The sequence below is a fragment of the Moritella yayanosii genome, from assembly GCF_900465055.1.
Taxonomy (GTDB): Bacteria; Pseudomonadota; Gammaproteobacteria; order Enterobacterales; family Moritellaceae; genus Moritella; species Moritella yayanosii.
Map to the genome: position 1 here is coordinate 1746069 of NZ_LS483250.1, position 25643 is coordinate 1771711.

21 protein-coding genes and 3 tRNA genes are annotated in these 25643 nt (G+C 40.9%); 14 read left to right on the forward strand and 10 right to left on the reverse strand.

Going from position 1 to position 25643, the window contains the following annotated elements; translation table 11 throughout:
* Positions 1–30 precede the first annotated feature (30 nt).
* Positions 31–897, reverse strand: coding sequence for a 1,4-dihydroxy-2-naphthoate octaprenyltransferase (menA, locus tag MORIYA_RS07970; RefSeq protein ID WP_112714193.1), 867 nt, complete (start codon positions 895–897; stop codon positions 31–33).
* A 363-nt stretch (positions 898–1260) separates the two neighbouring features.
* On the opposite strand from menA, the gene MORIYA_RS20905 reads away from it, so the two are divergent.
* From MORIYA_RS20905 to MORIYA_RS07980, 3 genes are all read left to right on the forward strand, one after another.
* A complete protein-coding gene (locus MORIYA_RS20905; protein WP_174216910.1) occupies positions 1261–1407 on the forward strand; it encodes a hypothetical protein in 147 nt (48 codons plus the stop codon).
* 249 nt (positions 1408–1656) lie between these two features.
* Positions 1657–2916, forward strand: coding sequence for a dicarboxylate/amino acid:cation symporter (locus MORIYA_RS07975; protein ID WP_112714195.1), 1260 nt, complete (start codon positions 1657–1659; stop codon positions 2914–2916).
* A gap of 212 nt (positions 2917–3128) precedes the next feature.
* Entirely contained in the window at positions 3129–3701 is a 573-nt protein-coding gene (locus MORIYA_RS07980) for an undecaprenyl-diphosphatase (protein WP_112714197.1), read from the forward strand.
* Positions 3702–3770: 69 nt separating this feature from the next.
* Here the strand turns inward: MORIYA_RS07980 and MORIYA_RS07985 are convergent, their stop codons facing one another.
* Positions 3771–4943, reverse strand: a complete 1173-nt coding sequence (locus tag MORIYA_RS07985) for an HD-GYP domain-containing protein (RefSeq protein WP_112714199.1) — start codon at positions 4941–4943, stop codon at positions 3771–3773.
* 217 nt (positions 4944–5160) lie between these two features.
* Here MORIYA_RS07985 and MORIYA_RS07990 point away from each other — a divergent pair, with 217 nt between their 5' ends.
* Entirely contained in the window at positions 5161–6063 is a 903-nt protein-coding gene (locus tag MORIYA_RS07990; RefSeq protein ID WP_112714201.1) for a LysR substrate-binding domain-containing protein, read from the forward strand.
* Positions 6064–6764: 701 nt separating this feature from the next.
* Entirely contained in the window at positions 6765–7403 is a 639-nt protein-coding gene (locus tag MORIYA_RS07995; RefSeq protein WP_112714203.1) for a TetR/AcrR family transcriptional regulator, read from the forward strand.
* Here MORIYA_RS07995 and MORIYA_RS08000 read toward each other — a convergent pair.
* Positions 7400–8332 carry a glycosyltransferase family 2 protein gene (locus tag MORIYA_RS08000; RefSeq protein ID WP_112714205.1) on the reverse strand — a complete coding sequence of 311 codons (933 nt, stop codon included), beginning with the start codon at positions 8330–8332 and terminating at the stop codon, positions 7400–7402. The genes MORIYA_RS07995 and MORIYA_RS08000 overlap by 4 nt on opposite strands.
* A gap of 207 nt (positions 8333–8539) precedes the next feature.
* Between MORIYA_RS08000 and MORIYA_RS08005 the strand changes: the two genes are divergently transcribed.
* The gene (locus MORIYA_RS08005; RefSeq protein WP_112714207.1) at positions 8540–9703 is read left to right on the forward strand and encodes a glycosyltransferase; all 1164 of its coding nucleotides are present in this window, start codon (positions 8540–8542) and stop codon (positions 9701–9703) included.
* Positions 9704–9719: 16 nt separating this feature from the next.
* On the opposite strand, the gene guaD is transcribed toward MORIYA_RS08005, so the two are convergent.
* Positions 9720–11027, reverse strand: coding sequence for a guanine deaminase (gene guaD / locus MORIYA_RS08010; protein WP_112714209.1), 1308 nt, complete (start codon positions 11025–11027; stop codon positions 9720–9722).
* Positions 11028–11118: 91 nt separating this feature from the next.
* A complete protein-coding gene (locus MORIYA_RS08015; RefSeq protein ID WP_331838551.1) occupies positions 11119–11649 on the reverse strand; it encodes a VC2046/SO_2500 family protein in 531 nt (176 codons plus the stop codon).
* A 158-nt stretch (positions 11650–11807) separates the two neighbouring features.
* Here MORIYA_RS08015 and MORIYA_RS08020 point away from each other — a divergent pair.
* The 6 genes from MORIYA_RS08020 (at position 11808) to MORIYA_RS08045 (ending at position 16941) form a co-directional block, all read left to right on the forward strand.
* Positions 11808–11892: transfer RNA gene (locus MORIYA_RS08020), tRNA-Tyr, on the forward strand.
* Between the two features lie 153 nt (positions 11893–12045).
* Positions 12046–12130: transfer RNA gene (locus MORIYA_RS08025), tRNA-Tyr, on the forward strand.
* Between the two features lie 108 nt (positions 12131–12238).
* A tRNA-Tyr gene (locus MORIYA_RS08030) sits at positions 12239–12323 on the forward strand.
* Between the two features lie 180 nt (positions 12324–12503).
* The gene (locus tag MORIYA_RS08035; protein ID WP_112714213.1) at positions 12504–14153 is read left to right on the forward strand and encodes a response regulator; all 1650 of its coding nucleotides are present in this window, start codon (positions 12504–12506) and stop codon (positions 14151–14153) included.
* Positions 14154–14234: 81 nt separating this feature from the next.
* The gene (gene xthA, locus MORIYA_RS08040; RefSeq protein ID WP_112714215.1) at positions 14235–15059 is read left to right on the forward strand and encodes an exodeoxyribonuclease III; all 825 of its coding nucleotides are present in this window, start codon (positions 14235–14237) and stop codon (positions 15057–15059) included.
* A 361-nt stretch (positions 15060–15420) separates the two neighbouring features.
* On the forward strand, positions 15421–16941 hold the full coding sequence (locus MORIYA_RS08045; RefSeq protein ID WP_232011555.1) for an MltF family protein: 1521 nt from the start codon (positions 15421–15423) through the stop codon (positions 16939–16941).
* A 4-nt stretch (positions 16942–16945) separates the two neighbouring features.
* Here the strand turns inward: MORIYA_RS08045 and MORIYA_RS08050 are convergent, their stop codons facing one another.
* From MORIYA_RS08050 to MORIYA_RS08070, 5 genes are all read right to left on the reverse strand, one after another.
* Entirely contained in the window at positions 16946–17587 is a 642-nt protein-coding gene (locus tag MORIYA_RS08050) for a hypothetical protein (RefSeq protein ID WP_197713363.1), read from the reverse strand.
* Between the two features lie 175 nt (positions 17588–17762).
* A complete protein-coding gene (locus MORIYA_RS08055) occupies positions 17763–18473 on the reverse strand; it encodes an ABC transporter permease (protein WP_112714219.1) in 711 nt (236 codons plus the stop codon).
* A 1-nt stretch (position 18474) separates the two neighbouring features.
* On the reverse strand, positions 18475–19239 hold the full coding sequence (locus MORIYA_RS08060; protein ID WP_112714221.1) for an ABC transporter permease: 765 nt from the start codon (positions 19237–19239) through the stop codon (positions 18475–18477).
* A 114-nt stretch (positions 19240–19353) separates the two neighbouring features.
* Positions 19354–20115, reverse strand: a complete 762-nt coding sequence (locus MORIYA_RS08065; RefSeq protein WP_112714223.1) for a transporter substrate-binding domain-containing protein — start codon at positions 20113–20115, stop codon at positions 19354–19356.
* A gap of 139 nt (positions 20116–20254) precedes the next feature.
* A complete protein-coding gene (locus MORIYA_RS08070) occupies positions 20255–21025 on the reverse strand; it encodes an ABC transporter ATP-binding protein (RefSeq protein WP_112714225.1) in 771 nt (256 codons plus the stop codon).
* A gap of 550 nt (positions 21026–21575) precedes the next feature.
* On the opposite strand from MORIYA_RS08070, the gene MORIYA_RS08075 reads away from it, so the two are divergent.
* Positions 21576–23120 (forward strand): DUF3360 family protein, encoded by a 1545-nt coding sequence (locus MORIYA_RS08075; RefSeq protein ID WP_112714227.1) that lies wholly within the window; start codon positions 21576–21578, stop codon positions 23118–23120.
* 201 nt (positions 23121–23321) lie between these two features.
* The gene (pflB, locus tag MORIYA_RS08080) at positions 23322–25601 is read left to right on the forward strand and encodes a formate C-acetyltransferase (RefSeq protein WP_112714229.1); all 2280 of its coding nucleotides are present in this window, start codon (positions 23322–23324) and stop codon (positions 25599–25601) included.
* Positions 25602–25643 lie beyond the last annotated feature (42 nt).

Below are 25643 nucleotides of genomic sequence, written 5' to 3' on the forward strand. Positions count from 1 at the left end.
AACCGTACTGCCAAGCTCTTCAATTCAAGATCAACGCACTATTAAAGCTACTGAATATAATGCGCTCCACAGTAATACCAGCATCGAAGTTTGTGCTAGCTGTGCGTTTAATTGTTTACCATCACGTTGGTATATCGCAATACACAAAGCCAACTGAACGGGCAATAACAACAGCATTAGCAACCCTTGATAGCGATCAATAACAAGCAACACCGATGGCAATAACACAGTGAAACAATAAAGGTGCTTACTTGCTTTCACGCCCAAGCGCGTCGCTAACGTAAATTTTTGAGCTCGACAATCAGACACTACATCACGAATGTTATTCACCAACATGATCGCCACAACGACAAAACCGACCTGACTAGCCGGAATAAAGACATCAAACGTCAGCACTTGGGTTTGTAAATAATAACTGCCGACCACAGCCAACCAACCGAAATAAAGAAAAACAGCCACTTCGCCAAGCCCATGTGACGCTAATGGCCGTGGACCACCACTATAAATATACACGCCAACCAGCGATAATATGCCTAACACGACGTAAGGCCAACCACCGACGTAGATAAGATAACTGCCACTGACAATAGCAAGTAAACACATTGCTATAATGCCAAAGCGTAAATGCGCTGCAGATATCAGCCCTTTCTGTAATGCACGATCGGGGCCTAATCGATCTTCACCATCGACACCACTTTTACCATCAAAATAATCATTAGAAAGATTCACCGCAATTTGTAGAGCCATACAACAAACCATGCACAATACGGCGATATAAAAACTGAACTTAACTGGCGAGTCGACCCAAGCCAGTGTTTGTCCAAGAAAAATAACTGCTAATGCCACCAACAGTGTTTTCGGACGTGTAACAAGAAACCAAGAAGATAATGTAGTCATAACATTTAGACATGCGAAAAATAGATAAAATCAGCATAAAATACCTATTTAGTAATGTCTACTGTTATTGTTTGATTAACAAGGTCATTCCAACGGGAATGACCTAACACAATAGTCTGGCCTGAAGGCACAGTATGAGTTGCCCGATTTGAGCTTACCACTGCACTTAACTGTAAATATACGATGAACATAGCTAGTATAAAGAGAGTAAGCAGCACAAAGTACACTTTTTGGCTGTCTTGGTGATTAAGAATTTATATATTCCTTTATAATGTTTACAGGACAACTCGAGTATTTTACGGCTGTCAGATTATGTTATTATCGATATCTTTAATCCACACTCTCTATAAGGCTCTCTCTATTATGCTTATTTCTTTCTTTGTTGGCGTTACCTTAGTTGTTTACATTAAACAAAAAGCACTGAAACCAAATTCAAAAGATACGATAATAATGTTAATTGCTGATGGTTATAAAGCACTTATCGATGACGTTAAAAAAGTAATGACATAATTGCACAGTAATAACAGAATCATCAACAGTATCTCTCTTTAGTTACACAAAGTTCATTTAATCGACAGAATAACCGATTAAAAAACATATCATAGTCAATATAACTAAGGATTTATCAATATAAAGTATGTATGGCTTTACATTTCATGTTTGACCGATAGACTGACCTCTTTTAGCGAGGCTAACGGATGCTAAATTAGCACCCTGTTATGCTACACAATACGACACAGAAAGCAGAGGACGTCAATTTTGAGTAATACTGAATCAGTAGATACACCCACTTTAGGCCAAAAATTATGGTTTAATTTACCGCTTTGGCAAAAAATTGTTATCGGTATGATCCTTGGTATTACCGTTGGTCTCATTTTTGGTGAAGATGCTGTTGTCCTAAAACCAATCGGTTCATTCTTTGTTAACACCATTAAAATGTTAATTGTACCGCTGGTTTTCTGTTCCATTATTGTTGGTATTACGTCAATGCAAGACACCAATAAAATGGGCCGCATTGGTTTTAAAGCCGTTATGTTTTATCTTATTTCAACCGCGGTGGCGATCACCATCGGCTTAGTATTAGGTCATGTGCTACAGCCTGGCGCGGGTTTAGGACTTGTTGCTCAACAAGTTGAAGTAGTAAAAGAAACATCATCACTCGTAGATACAATCGTTGCGTTAGTACCCACTAACCCAGTAAGTGCGCTTGCTCAGGGTCATATCCTCCAAATTATTGTCTTTGCTGTTGCCCTTGGCGTCTCACTCACACTGATTGGTGAAAAAGGAAAACCAGCTATAGCACTGTTCGAAAGCCTGGCAGAAGCAATGTACAAGCTAACCGATCTCGTGATGAAACTCGCACCGTACGGTGTATTTGCGTTAATGGCATGGGTGGCAGGTAAATTTGGTTTAGCACTGCTATTACCACTCGTTAAAGTAATAGGTGCGGTTTACCTTGGTAGCATCTTGCATGTGTTAGGTGTTTATAGCGCATTAATTCTATTTATTGCAAAACTAAGTCCAATACAATATTTCCGCGGCATTGTTGATGCACAAGTTGTTGCTTTCACCACCACATCAAGTGCAGGTACGTTACCAGTATCAATGAAATGTGCACGTGAGAACCTTGGTGTATCGAAAGGTGTATCAAGCTTTGTATTGCCACTAGGCACAACCATTAATATGGACGGCACCGCGCTTTACCAGGGTGTAACGACATTATTCGTCGCGCAAGCATTTGGGATTGATTTAGGCATGCCTGAATACATCACAATCATCTTGACAGCGACATTGGCGTCAATTGGTACTGCAGGCGTTCCAGGGGCGGGGTTGATTATGCTAACGTTAGTGCTTACTACGGTTGGTCTGCCTGTTGAAGGTGTAGCACTGATTGCCGGTATCGACCGTATTCTTGATATGGCACGTACCACAGTGAATATCTCTGGTGACATCGCCGCATCTGTGATCATTGCGAAATCAGAAAACGAATTAGATATCACGATTTATAACGCAAAATAGTGATAACGTGATATCACCAAAATGACCGATGATGAACGAACAACCGTCGTCAATTAGATCAACCAAGGCGCGAAAATTTAAACGCTTAACGGTCCGTATAAAACGATAAACGCTACCCACAACATTGCGGGGTAGCGTTTTAACAAGATCAATGGAACAAAAACCCTCCAAACTTGTCCTAACGCTAGATAAAATCATAATAAGTTGCGTTAATGGAACAATTAAACAATCACCTCTTTTCGACCATCAATCAGTTTGCTGGACAAAATCAATACTTCGACTACATGTTCATGTTTTTTGCTGAAGCAATGCCTTACCTCTTTATCGTATTGGTTATCGCCGCATGGTTTCGCAGTAAGCAACAAACAAAACGTTACCTGATTGGCGCGACATTAACATCCCTTGTTGGTATCACAATCAATTCGCTGATTGCACAAGTTTATTTTCACCCGCGCCCATTTATGAACGATTTAGGCACGACGCTTGTCACTCATACACCAAGTACATCTTTTCCCTCTGATCACACTACATTTATGTTTTGTATCGCCTTTAGTTTACTGTGCCATCAAGCAACAAGAACAGTCGCATTAGGATTGACGATATTAGCCGTTATCGGGGGCTTATCTCGGGTATATATAGGCGTGCACTTTCCATTCGACATAGCCGCCGCAGCGGTTGTCAGTGGTTTTGCAGCAATGGTAGTACATGCCGCGCGTTATAAACTGCGGGCATGCTACAACATGATTATTGCTACAGGGGAAGTCTTAACAATACGGATGTTATAAATTAGATGATAAAATGAGAGGGTAACCAGCAATGCTTGAGTATTGCTGGTTATTACGCTTTACTAATCGTTACGCTTCACTGACTAAGAAACGCATGATCTCTGCCATGTCTAAGTTAAAATCATCCGCTCTGACCGACTCAGCAATACCATCATCTACCATCGACAGATCAATCTGATTCAAATTTTCAAAATCTAGCTTGTCTAAACTATAAAACGAGTGCACTTTAGGACGAGTAGGATCAGTTTTATTATAACTTTCAACAATCGCTAAACGATTAGAATTTAATTTAACCAGTGAACCAACCGGATACACGCCCATGCATTTAATAAAGGCATGGACTAAGTCCAAATCTAATTGTCCGTCGTGAGCAAGACTTAGCAGAATAGAGAAGGATTTTAACTGGGTCAAACCTTCCTTATAACAGCGGTTGGCCGTTAGTGCATCATAGATATCACAGATAGACAGCATTCTGCCATAGCGAGATATTTTCTGCCCTGTTAAACCGAACGGATAACCTTCACCATTTAATTTTTCATGATGAAAAGCGGCAACATCTAAGCTGGCTTTCGAAATACCCGGAATTGATTTAATAATATCGATAGAGTGATTGACATGTAGTTTCATAATATCAAACTCATCAGCGGTCAATTTACCCGGCTTATGCAGGATATGGTCCGGTGTGCGTATCTTGCCGATATCATGCAAAAAAGCACCAATAGCGAGCTCTTCGGTATCCGCTTTGTTAATCCTTAAATAACGACAAAATAACGCCATTAACATAGATACCGCAAATGAATGCTCTAACAAATACTCATCTTTATTACGGATATTAACCGCGCACATTAACGCGTCAGAATTGGTAAATATGGTCTCAATTAATTCACTAGTGAGCGTTTTAACTGACAGAAGGTCTATTTCCATTCCTGCTTCAATGTGCTGAAACATTCTCTTCTGGATTTCTTTAGACGTTGAGATAAGCGCTTTAGCTTGCGTCATCTTCACACTGAAATTACGTTTACGTTCAAGTGTATCAACACGTAAAGCATCCGCCGCCATTTTCGCATCAAATTTTTCGGTATCAACTAATACCCGTTTAATGCCTAATTCAATCAGTTTATTAAGTACAATCTCATTTTTCACCGATTCTGCGTGTGTAAGCCTGAAACTGCCGGTTTGAACAGTTATTTTTTCAATGTAAGTACCAACAACAATATCAGTAATATCTTGCTCTATAAGCATTATAACGAACTCAAGAAAGGTGACCGTTTCAATAATAGTATTTTATCACTATATAACCTGCAAATAAACCCAATAACCGACCCGTTCTTTATGCTAATACTACAATCTGCATTTTATGCTCAAGGTACATAGCTTGTTGATGCCGCTATTATATGCCTAGCTTTTAGTTAAATAATCTGTATATTTTCAACATTAAGTTAAGAAAAGTTGAACAAGTATGAATCTATCTTTAAAGCAATTACGTGTTTTTGTTGCCGTCAGCCAGCAACAAAGTATTACCCACGCAGCAAAAACATTATTTCTAACCAAAGCCGCGATAAGCATGGCGCTAGGCGAACTTGAGAATCAGTTGGGGCAACAATTATTTGATCGTACCAATAACCGCTTACATCTAAACCCTTACGGTCAACGTTTATTACCTATCGCTGATGAATTACTGCAACGCGCAGCCAGCATTGACACCTTATTCCAACAATCAGGTCAACTCATTGGTGAGCTTGCCATTGGTGCCAGTGAAACCATAGGTAACCAGTTATGTCCTTGGCTGCTTGCTCAATTCATTCAAATGACAGCACATACCCAACAAACACTGCATATCAGCAACAGCGCAAATATTGCTGATATGATATTAAGTTACCGACTGGATATCGGGCTTATCGAAGGTGATGCGAAGCACAGTGACATTGAAACAATCCCTTGGCTAAAAGATGAAATGTGCATTATTGTCGCCTCACATCACCCATTGCTGAAAAATACCAGCTTAACGCTGCCTGACTTAAGCGACAATACTTGGGTATTACGCGAGCCAGGTTCAGGAAGTCGGGCTTTCTTTGAAAGCCACATTGCCCCCTCGGTTTCACAATGGCAGCTGGCCTACGAGCTAAACTCGATCGAAGCACAACTTAACTTTGTCGCCGCTGGATTAGGTCTGGCCTGCGTCTCTAAATTCAGTGCAACACATGCCTTGGCCAATGATCGTGTGCGAATATTGCAACTAGATAACAAATTAGAACGACAATACAAAATAATTATGCATAAACAGAAATACAAAAGTGAATTAATATCCGCGTTTATCAACTTTAGCCAACAGTGGGATGCGACAGCCTTAATCACCACATAACGCATTATAAAATCAGTGATTACCACCAGCGACCAGCAAAAAATACGCTAGTATTAATACCATATAGGCTGATGATTTAAGGCAATTAAATGTTGAATGGACGCATGTTATCTACCCAGTTTCGGTTCGGGCTATGGCTTAAATTAGGAATAGGGATAGTCGTTAGCCAAGCGAATGCCCATGATGCGCCTGTACACGCGATGCCATAAATGCCCTCACAAGCTATTATTGTCAATCAGCCGTGGCCAAGCTCAATCACGAACAACAGCAACTCAGCTTAAAAAATCATAATTTACTACTACAACTTCAAGATTTACATGTAAAATACGATCATATCATTAACAACTATACTTTTAATCCTAAATTTTAGGTACAAAAAGGAGTAGTAAACGCGATTCCAGTCGTAATCATTAATGACATTATTACGCCTGAACACATCACCAACCTAGCTGGGAATTTCAGGATAAAGTATACTTACTTCTTTGATATCAAATATTCAAATAGCGGTTGCTAGGCAAACGGTTGAAAGGAATAAAAGTACCCTTGCCAAATAAGTACACATAAAACTCAAACTCGTGCGAAGCTTGAGTTTCCGTGCTAAGACCATTAAACAAATAACTAACTCTAGGGTCAAGTTTTCATGTGGCTTTCATTAATGTCTATAACTTTATAGAAGTAACTGCGAAGGGATGAATATAAGTATGTCTACCATACGGAAGAAAAACGAAGCAAAGATTTTAAAGGCTGCCAGTCAAGTGTTTGCCAGTGAAGGTTACGCAGCAACAAAAACCATTGATATCGCGAAACTTGCCGGTGTACCTAAGGCCAATGTCTATTATTATTTTGGTAATAAAGAGACGCTATACTCCGCTGTATTGGAAACGATCATTGAACCATTACTCAGCGCAACCCATCCGATTGAAACCATCGATAACCCCGCTATCGCCTTAACCGAATACATCAAAACCAAGTTAATCATTTCTCGAGATTATCCTTATGCATCGAAAGTATTTGCCAATGAGATCATGCGTGGTTCGCCATTATTATCACCTGAAATACGTCAGCGTTTAATGAATCAAAGTACCTTTTTACTGGATAAGTTTACGCAGTGGATTGACGCGGGTCAGATGGATGACGTATCACCACACCATTTGTTATTCATGATCTGGTCTTCGACCCAAACTTATGCCGACTTTAGCTGGCAGATTAATGCCGTGATGGGGAAATCATCACTGGCAGCCAGTGATTATGATGATGCGGCGCGTCTCATCAGCCAACTGGTTCTAAAAGGCTGTAATGTACGCACTGGTGATGATACCGCGGTATCGACTTCCGGTTAGGCACTCGGGCTTAAAATTATTTTTTTTATATCGCCTAAGCCATTTTTAATACGACGAATTTGAGGGTTAAGTAAAAAAGCATAACCCTCATAACGCAGCGCACGCATAAATTTCTTCTGCGTACGATAATAGTCGGCATACCCTTCTTTTAATTTGGCTTCAGCCAACGTAAACGTATGCTTGCTTAATCCAATCTCACGCTGCTTATAATCGCTAATTATCTGTTCAATACACTCCAAGTGTTGTAAACGCTTACTATTAGTCTGGGTAATAGAACCGTTACGCATAAGATAACCAGTATAACTTTTGGTTAAGACTGCCACTTCAAAGTGCTCACAAATTTTCAGCCACAACTGCCAATCTTCGCAATAACTCATATTCACATCAAACAAGCCCACAGTCTCAAACACAGATGCTTTGACCATCACGGTTGATGTACCTACCACATTATGAGCCAACACCTGAGCTAAGGGTTGTTTGATATAATGGCTAGGCGACGTCACATCGGTAAATTGATTCCAATAACCGAAACAATCGACAATGTACTGGTACTGTTCGTTCATATGGTCATAATTAGTAAATGACATCGCCACAGTCGGATTCGCCTCATGCAATGCTAACTGCGCCGAGAGTTTGCCGGGATACCAATAATCATCAGCATCTAAAAATGCAATATACGCACCCTCGGCTTGCTCTATCGCGGTATTACGCGCACCCGACGCACCCAGCCCCGAAGTGGTAATAACCTTAACGCAAGCTTCCTGCTGAGTTAAAGATTCCAGGTATTGAGCGGTCTCATCACTGCTATTATCATTGACAATAATGATTTCGACATCGCTTCGGTCTTGGTCAAAAATACTATTTATCGCTTTTGGCAAATATGTCACACAGTTATAACTCGGAATAATCACAGACACTGTATACCCCATAACACCACCCTTATGTATCTGCCGACACCGACGTTGAGTGCCCAGAACAAAAATTACATTTATATACTATTATTTATCAAAGGCGTATTTATTTATCAAAGATTTAATTTTTATCAATTCATGTTGATAAGCCTAGTTAAGAAATTTATTCTTGGATGTCAGATTAATAAAATTATGGACAATCGAATACAGAAAGAAGGATCTGAGATGAAAAAAGTGGCATTTTTAGCTCCCTCATACCCGGTACTGAGCGAGACATTTATTCGCACAGAAGTGGACTCAATAAAATCCTGCGGTCACCAAGTCTGTGTCATGACATTTATCAAATATCATAACTGTAGCGAATTTAGCTATGATACTCATGAGATCAGTGCCAACCTTCACCTGTCTTTGCTAACAACCCTTAGTCCCGTGGGCATGGTAAGAGCACTGTCTTTTATTGCCAAACAGCACTCGATGCCTAAATTATCTTTATTTCGATATAGCCTTAATCTGGCGCTACAAATGCGTAAAGAGGGCGTTAACCATGTCCATGCACATTTTGCACAGCATACCTGCGCACATGCTATCACCGCTGCTAAAATGATGGGGATAACGAGTTCCTTTGTCGCCCATGGCCATGATCTTTATGAAACACCTTACGATGTTCACTTGAAGGTGAATAACAGCGATTTTGTGGTTGCGGTGTGCAAAGATATGGAACACAATTTAAAGAAAATTAATCACGATAAAATAAAGCTATTGCATTGTGGTGTTAACATTAATGAATTTCCTCCCTCCCAGCTATCATCCGCCCAGCGCCAGGGCTCAACCCCGATTAGACTGGTCTTTTTAGGGCGCTTAGTCGAACAAAAAGGACTAAATTACCTGCTTCAAAGTCTGCATGAGCTAGCGCCGCAGCACTCGGTTACGCTCGATATTATTGGTGATGGGGCACTGCGTTCAAGCTTGCAGCAGCAAGTGCATACATTGGGTTTATCAAAAATCGTGCGCTTCCTTGGGGCTAAATCATCTCGTTGGGTTAGCCATAATCTCGTCAACTTTGATTGCCTCGTCGCACCATTTTGTGTGTCACAATCAGGCTGCGTTGACACCGGCCCGCTCGTGCTAAAAGAAGCCATGGCTTCCGGTGTTCCCGTGATAACCACAGACCTAATGGGTTGCAAAGAGATTGTCGCGCCAGGTACGGGATTGATTGTAAAACAAAAAGATAGCCAATCGCTGAGCCACGCCATCACTGAATTTATCCATTACCCGTACCAAAAACGGCAAGAAATGCGACGTTTAGCACGCTTAAATATAGAAAATAACTTTGATGCTTTGCATCAGGCAAAAAGTCTATCTCATTGGATTGAGAATTGCGCCAGTTAAGCCGCGAACAGAACAGTTACAGACTGCTATAACGGTTTTCACCAAACACATACGTTTCGCATACAACACGATCGTCACCCATGAGCATCAATGCAAACAAGGTTTCTTCTAACGACGTTGAGTTTTCCATACGGAACTTAAGTAACGGTGTAGCCGCCAAATCTAGTACCACGAAATCAGCTTCTTTACCGACGGCCAAGTTACCAATTTTGTCTTCTAAGCGTAATGCTTTCGCACCGCCTAATGTCGCTAAAAATAATGATTTGAACGGGCTTAACGCCTTGCCCTGCAGTTGCAATACTTTATACGCTTCATTCATTGTTGATAATAATGAGAAACACGTACCCGCACCTACATCCGTACCCATACCCACATTAATACCAAACTTTTCAAGACGTGGCAGATCTAATAGACCCGAACCTAAGAACAAGTTTGACGTAGGGCAGAAAGCGACAGCGGAACCGGTATCAGCCAAACGCTGGCATTCGCTATCACACAGGTGAATACTGTGAGCAAATACCGAGCGTTCGGTTAACAGACCATGATGGTCGTAAACGTCTAAATAATTAGCACGTTCTGGGAATAACTCTTTAACCCACTCAATCTCTTTTAAGTTTTCTGATAAATGCGTGTGCAGATACAGATCAGGGTATTCACTTAACAAACGCGCCGCAACATCAAGCTGTTCAGGGGTGCTGGTCGGGGCAAAACGAGGCGTAACAGCATAGTGTAAACGGCCTTTGTGGTGCCAGCGTTCGATCAGCTCTTTACTGTCTTCATAGCAACTTTCAAGGGTATCGGTTAAGAAATCAGGCGCATTACGATCCATCATCACTTTACCGCAGATGATACGCATATTACGTAATTGTGCTTGGGTAAAGAAGCTATCAACCGATTGCTTATGCACAGTACCAAATACTAACGCAGTCGTGGTACCGTTACTCATCAACTCTTGCAAGAAGATCTCAGCCACTTTCGTTGCGTACTCTGGATCATCAAACTTACCTTCCGCTGGAAAAGTATAGTTATTTAACCAATCAAGTAATTGCTCACCATACGACGCGATCATACCCGTCTGAGGGTAATGCACATGGGTATCAATAAAACCCGATGTGATGATCTTATTTTCAAATACTTTAACATCGATATCGCTGCTTTCATTAGCAAGAATATCTTGGGCATTACCTAGCGCTTGAACAATACCATTTTCAATAATCATGGCACCGTCAGCAAAATATTCGTACGAATTGTCCATCCCGACTTTATCGGGATCACCAAGGCTGTGTAATATTGCTGATCGGTATGCTGTTCGAATTGTACTCATTTAAAAAACCCCTTCATTATGCTGCTGCATCGCTTTGAGCCTGACATCTATTAATATAAATTAATAATATATTAACACTGTGTAACAATCTTTAGGCATATTCCCTGATCTTCAACGGTTTGTCTGCATCATAACTGTTTAGTACATCTAATAGGCTTGGCGTACTCGACTGAGTATCGACAGGTAATGTGGGCGCTGCTGAGGATTCAGAGGATAATGCAGCTTGAGCCAGCTCACTGGCAGTGGGTTTAATTAGCGCACCGAGGGCTAATTTTTGCTGTAATAAATGAGAACTATTTTGTACAACAGATTCGGGTATATAGTTAATATCCCCGACAGTCACACCAATTTCCGGAGAAAAACAGATCTCCAAGCGCATTGCCGCCATATTGTTTTTAGCGGCATATTCATTCAGTCGTAACATACGGGCAGCATCATACGCTGACGTATCGACGGCAGATTGTTTAATTTCGATTTGTTTCTGATCAGAAATGTCAGATGACAACATACTTAATAGCAAAGAAAATTTAGCTCTATCACCATTTAAAGCACATTTATTTAATTGTTGGCCAAGTTGTAGCTCATCAATTAAGGCATGTTGTCGTATCGATTGAACGTAAATAAGGTACCTCTTAACAAGATTGCGCGCAGAATAACCAGATTTTGCCGCGAAATAATCAACTAGTAAGTTATCGGCCTGATTTTCAAAATATTTAGCTGTTTATTCAATATTTTTATTCACATAAAGACATTTTCTGATACTATCCGTTCCGTACTTGTGGAGGGGTTCCCGAGTGGCCAAAGGGATCAGACTGTAAATCTGACGGCTCAGCCTTCGAAGGTTCGAATCCTTCTCCCTCCACCATCATTTAGTTTTGCCGATGACTTGAAGTAATAAAGGGTCTTGAAATAAGAAATACATTGTGGCCAATGTACTATACCTAAAATAGGCTTTAAAGTAATCGACAGAGATGAAGACAACATCTGCCATTGGTAGATGAAAAAAAGTATTACTTGTGGAGAGGTTCCCGAGTGGCCAAAGGGATCAGACTGTAAATCTGACGGCTCAGCCTTCGAAGGTTCGAATCCTTCTCTCTCCACCATCATTCTACTTTGTTGACTTACATTTTCAGCCATAAAATAGGCCAATGTAATCGCAGTCATCATCGTAAAATACCATCTAGCAATAGATAACAACATAGAGAAAATGTGGAGGGGTTCCCGAGTGGCCAAAGGGATCAGACTGTAAATCTGACGGCTCAGCCTTCGAAGGTTCGAATCCTTCTCCCTCCACCACTCTCTCTATACACTTCCAGTAATTTCTGCTTACACCTACGCACAAAAAACACCCAACTATAAGTTCTAATTAACAAAAACAGTGTTCCTCTCAAGACACTATTATCCATACCTGCTATTGTGGTTAATGCTAATCATTAGCGTCTGAATTAATCTATTACTCTTGAGCATCAAATATACATGAATAATAATTTTGACTATCGAAATAAACGCGTGCTCATTGTTGATGACCAACGTGCTTTTCAGATCATGCTCAAAACCATGTTAATTAATTTTGGTGCTAAGGATGTAATCCATGTGGGCAGTGCCGAAGATGCATTAAGACAATGTCGTCATAATACCTTTGACTTATTGCTCGTTGACTATAACCTTGGCTCAGGCATTAATGGTCGACAGCTATTTGAAACACTCAAAGTCCATAATCTACTGCCTATCCACACCGTATTTTTCTTAGTCACCGGTGATAACTCTAAAGCCATTGTCTTAAGTGCAATTCAAATGACACCTGATGATTATTTGATGAAGCCATTTTCACAAAACGAGCTAAATTTACGTATCCAAAGAGCCTTCAATAAGAAAGAAGCCTTGCTACCTATCTATCAAGCGATTAAAGATAATAATTTCGCTCAAGTCATGGAAGAGTGTGACAACGCCATTATCTACTCTGCTCGCTATCGTAATTTCTGTCGTTTGTTTAAAGCCGAACTGTTAATTGAAAAACAAAAGTACGCAGAAGCACGTATTATCTTAGAAGAATTTATAGACGAGCACCCGCATACCCATGCGCAATTGCTGTTAGGGCGGGTGTACTGCTTAGAGAAAAAATACCAACAAGCCATTCCGTTACTATCCAATATAATAAAATTTAACCCTATGATATTAGATGGTTACGATTGGTTGGCACAATGTTTCAAAGATGGTGGCGACAGCGAAAAAGCACTGAGTATCGTGCAACGTGCAATCAAACATTCGCATTTGTCATTAAACCGTCAAAAACTTTTAGCCGAGTTAGCGCTTGATACCAATATGAACGCAATAGCGAAAGAAGCTTTTTTCGCTATTTTAATGCAGACCAAAAATACCATTCATCAAGATCCTCAGCATTTAATTAATTACGTACAAGTCATCATTCTCGTGGCTAAAAACGAAGAGGATAAATTTAAGCAAGGTCGGTTACTACAAGAGATTAGTGGCTTATTTCACCGACCTTCTCAGCAACACCCTTATGTGGAAGAAGACGCATTGTTAGCGCTTGAAGGTTACAGTTTGGCATCGATTCATAACGTAAAAGGTAATCAGGTTAAAGCCAGAAGTACCTTATTGAAAAGTAATGAAGCTTATCTGACTGAGCCCGAAGCCACGCCGGAATGGTTAGGGCCGCAACTGGTTAATTTACTCATCGATTTAGAAGAGTTTGGGTTTGCAGAAAAATTAACACCTTTCATCCAGCATTCTAGTGTCCACAGTGAAAAATTACTTGCCAGCATCCGTGGTGAAGAGGACAGTAAAGAAGTTCAATTTCAGCACCACAACAAACTGGGTATTGAAGCATTTACTGACGGTGATCTTGAAATCGCACTGCAACACTTTGAAACCGCACTGTCTATCGCGCCGCTCAATACTGGTGCAGCGCTGAATAAGGTACAAGTGTGTATCGCCCTACTCGTCAAAGTCGAACGCCCGTTGCCAGAAATCACCAAGAAGATCGCCGATACTTTTATCGAGCTAAAAGACTTCCCGTTATCAGAACAACAATCGGAACGTAAAGCAGAACTTAAAAAAGAGTTCAATATTCAGCGTATGCATGAGAAGAAAAGAGCGAATATCTAACCTCTTTATAAAGATTCCCCTAATATTAACGCTAAGTTGAGCTGTATTAGAATCAATGATCCAACAAGGACTATTTCAGCAATGAAAATTATCTCATTTAATATTAATGGCCTTCGCGCTCGATTACATCAATTACAAGCGATCATCGACAAACATTCGCCTGACGTAATTGGCCTACAAGAAATCAAAGTACACAACGACATGTTCCCAATAGCAGCCGTTGAGGACATGGGTTACCACGTATTCTTCCATGGTCAGAAAGCCCATTACGGTGTTGCTATGATGGTGAAGAAGAGCACCGTTGCAGACGTAGCAGCGATTAAAGTGCAATACGGTTTCCCTACCGATGACGAAGAAGCACAAAAACGTATGATCATGGTGACGTTTGAGCAAATATCTGGCAAACCAATCACAGTGCTAAACGGTTATTTCCCACAAGGCGAGAACATCAGCCACGAAACCAAATACCCGTACAAGCGTAAATTCTATCAAGATCTAAACATCTACCTTAACGACAATCACACCGCAGAAGATGACCTGATCGTAATGGGTGATATCAACATTTCACCCGCAGATAAAGATATCGGTATCGGTGAACCCAATGCCAAGCGTTGGTTAAAAACCGGTAAATGTAGCTTCCAACCAGAAGAACGCGAATGGTTAGCCAAACTACAAGGTTTTGGTCTACACGATACATTCCGTACTATCAAACCTGAAGTAAGCGATCGCTATAGCTGGTTTGATTACCGCTCAAAAGGCTTCCCAGACAACCGTGGACTGCGTATTGACGTGATCTTAGCGACGGCGACATTGAATGCTAAAGTGGTGGAAAGCGATGTCGATTACGAACTACGAGCCATCGAAAAACCATCGGATCACGCGCCAATCTGGACAACATTTGGTTAACAACCCTTATAATTTTAGTTAACTAAACTTACAAACTTTTAGATCGCTAAACTTATAAACAGTACAATAGCTTAGGCTTATATGCCTGAGCTATTTCATATCTCAAAAACGCATTTCAGAAATATGTGTCTAACATTAATGTTACCTAAACACTCATATATCAGATGCGATGATGGTCATACAATGGAGCAAGATATGCACTACCACAACAAACAGCTTACTTCTCTGTGTTATTGTCAGCATATCTCCAAGTCATGGGCAGTATTCCGCGAACCACGATTCAGTGATAACCGCTGCGATTAGATCCTCCCGGATCTCACTGCTAACACAGAGCGCAGACGATACAATCAGCAATACCCTCGTGCCACATGTTATGACGCCAAAGGCAATGGTTTTAAATCCAAAGGGAATTGTTTTAAAATCTACCGATAACAACGCAACGTCAACAACGCCTCGTGTTCAGCCTTCAATGACACAGCGTTCGGTTGCCCAGCAGCAGCTTAGTTTTCATAGCCAACCGAGCTTTGAAGACCTCCCCCAGCTATTAAAAAAACGCACCATCAAAGTACTGGTCGTTAATCATCCCGCGTATTATTTTATTTACCAAAGTCGTCCGCGTGGACTGGCATATGACATGATGCGGGAATACGAAAAACACCTTAATCAGAAGCACTTCAAAGACACCAAGTTAAAACTTAACATCCTGTTTATTCCGGTGCCGAGTAGTCAGATAATCAGCTTACTCGCGCAGGGTTATGGTGATATCGCCATTGGTCCTTTAATGACGCCCCAACGCCAACAGAACCAAGTTACCCATACCGAGCCCATCTATACCGACCATCAATTATTACTCGTCAGCCATAAATCGACAAAAGAATACCAGGATATACAACAGCTCTCAGGCAAGGAAATATGGATACGCCGCAATAGTATTTACCACCAGCAGTTACAACACATCAACAAGCAGTTATTCCATCTCAACAAACCACCCATTTACATCAATATTGTCAGCGACGAACTTGAAGACTTCGAAATTTTAGACATGGTCGACAACAAGCAAATATTCATGACCATGACCTCTAATCACAGCTTACGCTTGTGGAAAAGGTTATATAAAAATATAAAAACCCACCCCAAATTAGCGGTTGGCAGTCGTATCCCCAGTACCTGGGCGGTACGAAACCACACGCCACAATTAACCCGCAGCTTAAATCAATTTATTGCCAAACATAAAAAAGGCACCAAGATCGGCAACATCCTGCACCGCCGCTATCTGGTGAGACACCCGTGGTTAAAAAAAGTCATTTACCAACAGTTTGAAAACCGTTATTTAGAAACCGAACAAATCATTAAAAAGTACGCCAAGCAGTACAAGTTCGACTGGCAGTTTATTCTTGCGCAAGCCTATCAAGAGTCTCGGCTCAACCAAAAAGCCATTAGCCATCGTGGCGCTGTCGGGGTGATGCAAGTAATGCCCTCAACTGCCAACGAACCTTATATCAATATTAAAAACATCAACCAGGTGGATGCGAATATCCATGCGGGCGTGAAATATTTACACTTTATGCAGCAGCGTTATTTTAGTCACGACAAGATCACTAAACTCGACTCGCTATTACTCAGTTTTGCCGCTTATAACGCAGGCCCAGCTAAGTTGATTCGCTTAAGAAAACGGGCGTTGAAGGAAGGCTTAAACCCGAATATTTGGTTTAATCATGTCGAGAAGATTGCCGCTAAAGTCATCGGCAGAGAAACAGTCGATTATGTGAACAATATTTATAAATTTTATATCACCTATTTACTCGCGTCACGTTACAAGATCAATAACACCCAGATAGCCCAACAGCGAGTTGCTAACAATGCCCTACGAACAATCAAATGAACAACTATAACCAGCTTTTGACAGTGCCGATAGACGTGCCAATGCTTACCTTAATTTTTAATTTTAATAATTCAAAAGACTCGCTGGTGCTCAAGTCCTCATTATCATCACAGCGAGGGTCTGTTCTTTGAATTAAATCAATCACTTCCGCTGTTATAGGAATTGTTTCACAGCCATGGCCTGTCTCACAAACCAAATCCCATTCAGGTTTTGCCTGTATATGGCAACCAAAACAGTTATTGCCAAAACGGTTAATCACGTTCACAAAGCCACGTTTTATGATTTTACTACCCGTATCAGACACATCCAATTCAAAAAATTCCCAATCCATTGTCGCCGGACTAAATCCACGGCCATGCTTAACCATTACCTCTCCCGGTACCAGTTGTACGACAGACCCTTCGGGATATTTTCCGCCGGTGGCAGAATTTGCTACCGCCAAAGTAGCATCGATATTCCCATTCAAATTGTCAACATAAAAACCGCGAACCTTAGTCATATCCCGAATACAGCTAAAGGTGCTATCAGATATTGCAATTTCGCCCTTACCCAAACCATCCACGCCATCCTGTTCTGCTGCGACGATACCAGTCCACACAACCAACAGAATGCCTATTCCCCTAATCATCTGATTTTTTAAATTCATATCCATACTTCCTTATCCAATACAAAAGATAGCTTACTGTTAGCTGATACAGTAAGAAGTGCGCAATTAACTTGTGCGCAATTTACTTTTACACAGTAAAATCATAAAGGAGTATTGTCAATCTATTTGCATACAATTTGCCGCATAGCGCTCGCTGTAGATTAAATTTTAATAGTTAAGCAAGATGTCTAAACGCGTGCTTTTCTAACCTTTTGAATACTGCAAAGATAGCAAAACATAAACACAGATAGATAGCACCCGCAAAGAGAAATGCTTCAAACGGGGCATAAAAACGTGAATACACATTATAACCAGCACCAGTGATGTCAACCAAGGTCACCACACTGGCGATTGACGTTGCATGCAGCATAAATATCACTTCATTACTGTAAGCAGGCAACGCTCGACGGTAGGCCGACGGTAAAATAATACGACGCAGGACCTGCCAATCGCTCATGCCATAGGCTTGTGCCGCTTCAATTTCACCTTTATCGGTTGTCAGCAATGAACCACGAATGATCTCGGTACTGTATGCGGCAGTATTTAATACAAACGCTAACAAACACGGGTAAAATGCATCTTCGAGTAAAAACCATATTGCGCTGTCTTGAATACCATCAATCATGGTCACACCATAATAAATCAGATACAGCTGGATCAATAACGGCGTACCACGGAACACATAAGTAAATAGCCAAATACTACGTGATAACCACACATACTGACTGGCACGCATGATCGCTAACGGCACTGCCAGAAAGAAACCAATGACAACCGATAAAAAGGCCAGTTGTACCGTCAATACCGTACCATCCCAATACTCATTTAAGGTACTTGGGGTAAACATTTCATTTTGCTCAAGCAAAGCAATCAGTTGATCTAACATATTAATGACCTTCTACACCTTTGCTAAAGTGACGTTCTAAATATTTCAGTACAATTTCACTCACCGTGGTAATCGCTAGATACACAAACGCAACGGGAATGAAAAACAGAAACGGTTCAAAGGTTGTCATCGCCGCTTCTTTCGCCAACTTAACCATATCAGATAAGCCGATAATCGATACCAGCGCGGTGGTTTTAACCAACACTAACCAGTTGTTACCAATACCCGGCAGGGCAAAACGCATCATCTGTGGAAACATCACACGACGGAATACCTGCCAGTCAGACATACCATAAGCGGTTGCGGCTTCTAATTGGCCTTTATCTACAGACAATAAAGCACCACGGAACGTCTCGCCCATATAGGCACCAAAAATGAAACCAATCGTCAGCACACCGGCACTAAATTCATCGATATTAAAATACATACCATCTTCATAAAACGCCGATAATGTTAACCAGCCTTGTTCGATATAAAACGCATTGATGGCATAGGTTTCATGTAATTCGTATAGCCATTCCGAAAAATTATTGAGTCCGACTTGCAAGCCAAAATAAATCAGCATCATTAACACCAGATCCGGCACACCACGGACTAAACTGGTATAAGACACAGCTAACACAGAAGCAATTTTACCACCGGAATAACGTGCCACGGCGGTAATCAGTCCGAGCAACACAGCAATGACTAATGAAAAGATGGCGAGTTTAACGGTCAATATAGCGCCATAAAAAATACCTGGCCCATAACCTTGAAGATCTAACATAATATTCCCAGACAAAGCAGTGGACGCTTGGCGGTCACTAATAGCCTTAACTAATCGTTTTCACTAAACGCCCATTGTTATTATCGTCATGCACGCTGCGCAACGATAAAGAAACTACATTTTAATACTGTAGCTAAAGTATTTAGCTTGGATAGTTTCGTATGTACCATCTGTTTTAATTTCTGCTAATACTTTATTGAATGTCGCGGCAAGTGATTTATCACGTTTACGCATTGCTACACCCATGCCTTCACCCAGTTGGAATGTATCGCCAACGGCTGCATAAGCGCCTTTTTTCTCAGGGATAAGTAACGTGGTATCACCGACTGGAAAATCCAGTAATACCATGTCTAAACGACCGCCTTCAAGATCAAGCAATAAGTCACCACTGGTGTTATAACGCTTAATTTTGTTATTGCTAGCATAATTCTCAGTGACATGTGTATCTTGTACTGTACCGCGCTGTACACCAATACGTAATTTTTTGAATGCGGCTTTATCTGCTACATCAAGTTTAAAGTCTGCTGCTGCAAACCAAGCGCTTGGTGTATTGTAATAAGGTTCAGAGAAAAGTACCTTCTTCTTACGCGCGTCAGTGATCGACATAGAAGAGAAAATAGCATCGTATTTACGTGATAATAAACCAGGAATAATACCGTCCCAAGATTGTACAACCCAAGTACAATTCCAATTAGCGCGTTTACAAACTTCATTACCTAAGTCGATTTCAAAACCGGTCAGCTCGCCATCTGGCGTTTTATATTCAAATGGCTTGTAAGGTGAATCAACCCCTAAACGAACATCCGTCCATTCTTTTGCTATTACAGCTGAAGAAAGCAATAAGCTTGTTGCAATGACGCAGGCTAATTTTTTCATAAGTATTTCCCTATTATTATAATAAGATCAATCAATGATCCTGTGTTTGTAGTCGTTTTATTATAGTTATATTTGGCTAATATTTTGGTGTTAGCGCTGAATGTTTTGGTGCTAACGCTTAGTATTTTGGTGCCAGCTCTTAATATTTTGGAGCCAGAAATTGTTTAACACGTTCTGATTTTGGGTTATCAAATAATTCTTTCGGATCGCCCTGCTCTTCAATTTTACCTTGGTGTAAAAAGATAACCTGAGTGGATACATCACGTGCAAATGCCATTTCATGGGTCACGACTAGCATCGTTCTACCTTCTTCAGCTAGGCTTCGCATTACCCGTAATACTTCACCAACTAATTCAGGATCCAATGCGGAAGTGGGCTCATCAAATAACAACACTTCTGGTTCAACTGCCAGTGCACGGGCAATCGCCACACGTTGTTTTTGACCACCAGAGAGCTGACTTGGGTAAACATCTTTTTTTTCCCATAAATCAACTTTCTTCAAATATTGTTCAGCACTTATCAATGCGTCGCTGCGCGAGAGACCCAAAACCTGAATTGGTGCTTCAATCACATTTTCAATGACCGTCATGTGCGACCATAAATTAAAGCCTTGAAATACCATGGCTAAACGTGAACGAATACGTTGAACTTGTTTTTTATTCGCGATAGTTCTATTACCGTCGCGTCCATCAATCATTTCGATTAATTCACCATTCACCGAGATATCACCTGCGGTTGGCATTTCTAATAAATTAATACAACGTAAAAAGGTACTTTTACCAGAACCTGATGAACCGATAATCGAGATCACATCACCTTTATTCGCTGTCAGGTCAATACCTTTCAAGACTTCATTGTCACCAAACGATTTATGCAGGTTTCTAATTTCTAATGTGGGGCTACCGCTCATTTAACTCATCCTAGAATATAATTGACCACAAAAAATTAATGCTCTGAATGATAAATCAAACCAATTATTTAATTTGTAATATAAATACAACATTCAACATAACAAACTCAAAGAATATATGACACGAGGATGGATAAATTAAGATGTAACAACTAATTTAACATTCATGCAAAGAGTTAAATATCGACCAAAGTCAAAGGACAGAAATAAATACCTATATGCTATATGCTTAAAAATATGATTTAAATTATCCAGCTTTCTGATTAAACATTCGTGTATTTATTAACAATCAAGTTGATAGTTTAACAATAAAGTTGATAATTTAACTTATAACGTAACTAAATTACACAATATACCTACCTCAATCCCTAAAAAGCACCACATTCTGTAATAAAAAAACGCAACCGTGGCGATAATTGATTTAAATCAATTACTATATGCTCCTATATAGGTAATAATGCACACATAGATATTGCGTCGATAGCGTCAAGGATACGATTAATCACGGCGGCAACATAAAATTTCAACTTTAAGCAAAAATGAGGCATCTATGTCTAAAGACAAAGATCAAAATAAAGATCAAGATCAAGATCAACAAAGCTATAAACAGTTACACCGCCCAGCTTCTGATTTTTCAAGTCGTTCAGAATATCTTGATAATGAACTAAAGATCATGAATCCACGCCGTTGGAAGTTAAACCTTCCAGGCCGTGATTTCCGCTTTGAATGGGAAGATTTAGTTCCTGCAATTGCTGGCACTATCGGCATTATTGCAATGTACTCCGCGGTAATGATGTCTTGGGCTGAAGGTCTAACTGAAGCATGGGATCATGTTAACTTAGGTAAAGAATTTGCGATTGAAGTAGCACGTGTTGAAATGCTTATCCCAGCATTTCTTTTCTGTATTATCGCATCAGGTTTTATTAATCCTCGCGCTAACCTTGCTGGTAACCACGGTCCAATGATCCCCTTAATTGGTGCCATTGCCCTTGCTGGTGCTCACCCTCTTGCATTAGCTATCTTACTTGGCGTATTCGGTCTATTACTCAGTTACTTTAAAGGTGGCTCTAAACTCGTCAACCTAACCAGTGAAGGTGTAGCAGGCGGTTTACTTGTTTTCCTCGGTTTTACCGGTGCTATGAGCCAAATTGACAGTATCCAATCTTGGGCAACAAGTATTGAGTCAGCAGACGTTGCAAAAGGCAGTATGGGTTATGTTGGCCTTGTAGTTCTAGCAATCACAGTTGTACTTTATGCACTACTTGCACGAATCAACAAACGTTGGTTAGCAATCCCTGCTTGTGCAGTTACTGGGTTAATAGTGGCACTTGTACTAGGCGCAGGCTTCGATTTAACATTTGAAACTAAAATGGGTTTACCAAATCTAAACCCTGTTTACTGGTGGGGCTCTACGACTGAAGGTTGGATGCTTGGTTTACCAAACCTGCAACACTTTATTGCATCACTACCGTTTGCAATTCTAGCTGTGGCGATGTGGTCTCCAGATTTCCTAGGTCACCGTATCTTCCAAGAACTGAACTATCCAAAAGGTTCAGAACGCGTACTAATGGATATTGATGATACAATGACAACATGTTCTATTCGTCAAATAGTCGGTACCGCTGTTGGTGGTGGTAACATCACTTCATCTTGGGGTACTTACATGATCCCAGCAGCCATTGCAAAGCGCCCAATTCCAGCAGGTTCCATCCTACTTGGTTCACTCTGTATCATTATCGCGATACTTGGTTTCCCAATGGACGTTGCGGTATGGCCTCCAGTAATGCGTGTTGCACTACTTGTAGGTGTTTTCTTACCGCTACTTGAAGCCGGTATGCAAATGATTAAAGATGCAAAAGCATCACAATCTGCGGGTATTTGTATCTTTGCTGCTGCCGTAGTTAACCCAGTTTTAGCTTGGGCGATGACTATGTTACTCGATAATAACGGCCTGATTGGTGATAAAGAGCGTGCGGCCAAACTGTCATTCGCTGACCGTATTGTTATCCCATTGGGTGTATTAATTGTGTGCTTTGTAGCTATGCTTGCTGTAGGTATGCTTGAAGGTAAATACGGCATCCCAGCACTACTATAATACCTTAAGGTAAGTAAGGATGGGCATCTGGCCCATCCTCACAAAGACTAAATATCTATATAAATATTGGTTTAATATAAATAACTAAAATACTTATTTATATAATTATTTTCATAATACAGTACTGTTTACTCCAAAATGATATAACTAATTCGATGACGAGTTAACAGTGAATTTTGCTACTAAAAGGTAGGTTTATACATGACCGAACAAACAATTTTTTCTCAAGCATGGAAAGGTTTCACCACTGGCAAATGGACAAACGAAGTTAACTTACGTGATTTCATCCAGAAAAACTACACAGAATTTACCGGTGATGAGTCTTTCCTAGCGGATGCGACTCCAGCAACAGATACGCTTTGGAATAATGTCATGGAAGGCATTAAAATCGAAAACAGCACCCATGCGCCACTTGATTTTGATACTTCTATTCCATCAACAATTACCTCACATGCCGCGGGTTACATTGACCAAGGTCTAGAAACCATTGTTGGCCTACAAACTGAAAAACCGCTAAAACGTGCCATTATCGCTAACGGCGGTATTCGTATGGTTGAAGGTTCTTGTAAAGCATATGGCAAAGAACTCGATCCAGTAACCAAGAAAATCTTCTCTGAATACCGTAAAACACACAACCAAGGTGTATTTGACGTTTACACAAGCGACATCATGAAATGTCGTAAGTCAGGTATTCTCACTGGTTTACCAGATGCATACGGTCGTGGTCGTATCATTGGTGATTACCGTCGGGTGGCTGTATACGGCATCGACTTCCTAATGAAAGATAAATTTGCTCAGCAAAAATCATTAGAAGCGAAGTTCTACTCCGGTGAAGACCTAGAAGCAACAATGCGTTTACGCGAAGAGATCTCTGAACAATACCGTGCACTTGGCCAAATCAAAGAAATGGCAGCAACTTACGGTTTCGATATTGCAGGCCCTGCAACATCAGCCAAAGAAGCAGTGCAGTGGACTTACTTCGGCTACCTAGCAGCAGTTAAATCTCAAAATGGCGCAGCCATGAGCTTCGGCCGAGTATCTACCTTCTTAGATATCTATATCGAACGTGATCTAGCCGCGGGTATCATCACGGAATCTGATGCACAGGAAATGATCGATCACCTAGTAATGAAACTACGTATGGTACGTTTCTTACGTACGCCAGAATACGATGAGCTATTCTCTGGTGACCCAATCTGGGCAACAGAAACTATCGCTGGTATGGGTACTGATGGCCGTTCACTGGTAACAAAATCATCATTCCGTTTCCTACATACGCAATATACAATGGGTCCTTCACCAGAGCCAAACATCACTATCCTTTGGGCTGAACACTTACCATTACACTTCAAACGCTACTGTGCGAAAGTATCCATTGATACCTCGTCAATCCAGTACGAAAATGATGATTTAATGCGTACCGACTTCGACAATGATGACTATGCAATTGCTTGTTGTGTATCACCAATGATCGTGGGTAAACAAATGCAGTTCTTCGGCGCACGTACTAACCTTGCGAAAGCATTGTTATATACAATCAATGGTGGCGTAGATGAAAAACTTAAAATCCAAGTTGGTCCTGTGGTCGACAAGATCACTGATGAAGTACTTAACTACGAAGATGTCACCGCACGTTTAGACAAGATGATGGATTGGTTAGCAACAACTTATGTTACTGCGCTAAATTCAATTCACTATTCACACGACAAATACTCGTATGAAGCATCACTCATGGCATTACATGATCGTGACGTAGAACGTACGATGGCATGTGGTATCGCTGGTCTATCTGTTACTGCTGATTCACTTTCTGCAATTAAATATGCGAAAGTAAAACCGATTCGTGATGAAAACGGTATTGCTATCGACTTTGAAATCGAAGGTGATTACCCTAAATTTGGTAACAACGATTCACGTGTAGATGATATCGCTTGTGACCTTGTTGAGACCTTCATGAAGAAAGTGTCTAGTCACAAAATGTACCGTGATGCGAAACCAACACAGTCAGTACTAACAATTACATCAAACGTAGTATACGGTAAGAAAACGGGTTCAACACCCGATGGCCGTCGTGCCGGCGCACCATTCGCACCGGGTGCAAACCCAATGCATGGTCGTGATGAAAAAGGCGCCATCGCAGCCCTAACATCCGTTGCAAAACTACCGTTTGAATACGCCAAAGATGGTATCTCTTATACTTTCTCTATCGTACCAAACGCACTCGGTAAAACTGACGATACCCGTCGTACTAACCTTGCTGGTTTGATGGACGGTTATTTCAAGCACAGCAGTGCGATTGAAGGTGGTCAGCATTTAAACGTCAATGTGATGGATCGTGAAATGTTACTTGATGCGATTAAGCACCCTGAAAAATACCCACAACTAACCATTCGGGTGTCTGGTTACGCGGTGCGTTTCAACTCGCTAACACCTGAACAGCAACAAGACGTGGTCACACGAACATTCCAACAGTCATTCTAAGACTGGCAAGAATTACGCTATAGAATATAACCATCGGTTGTT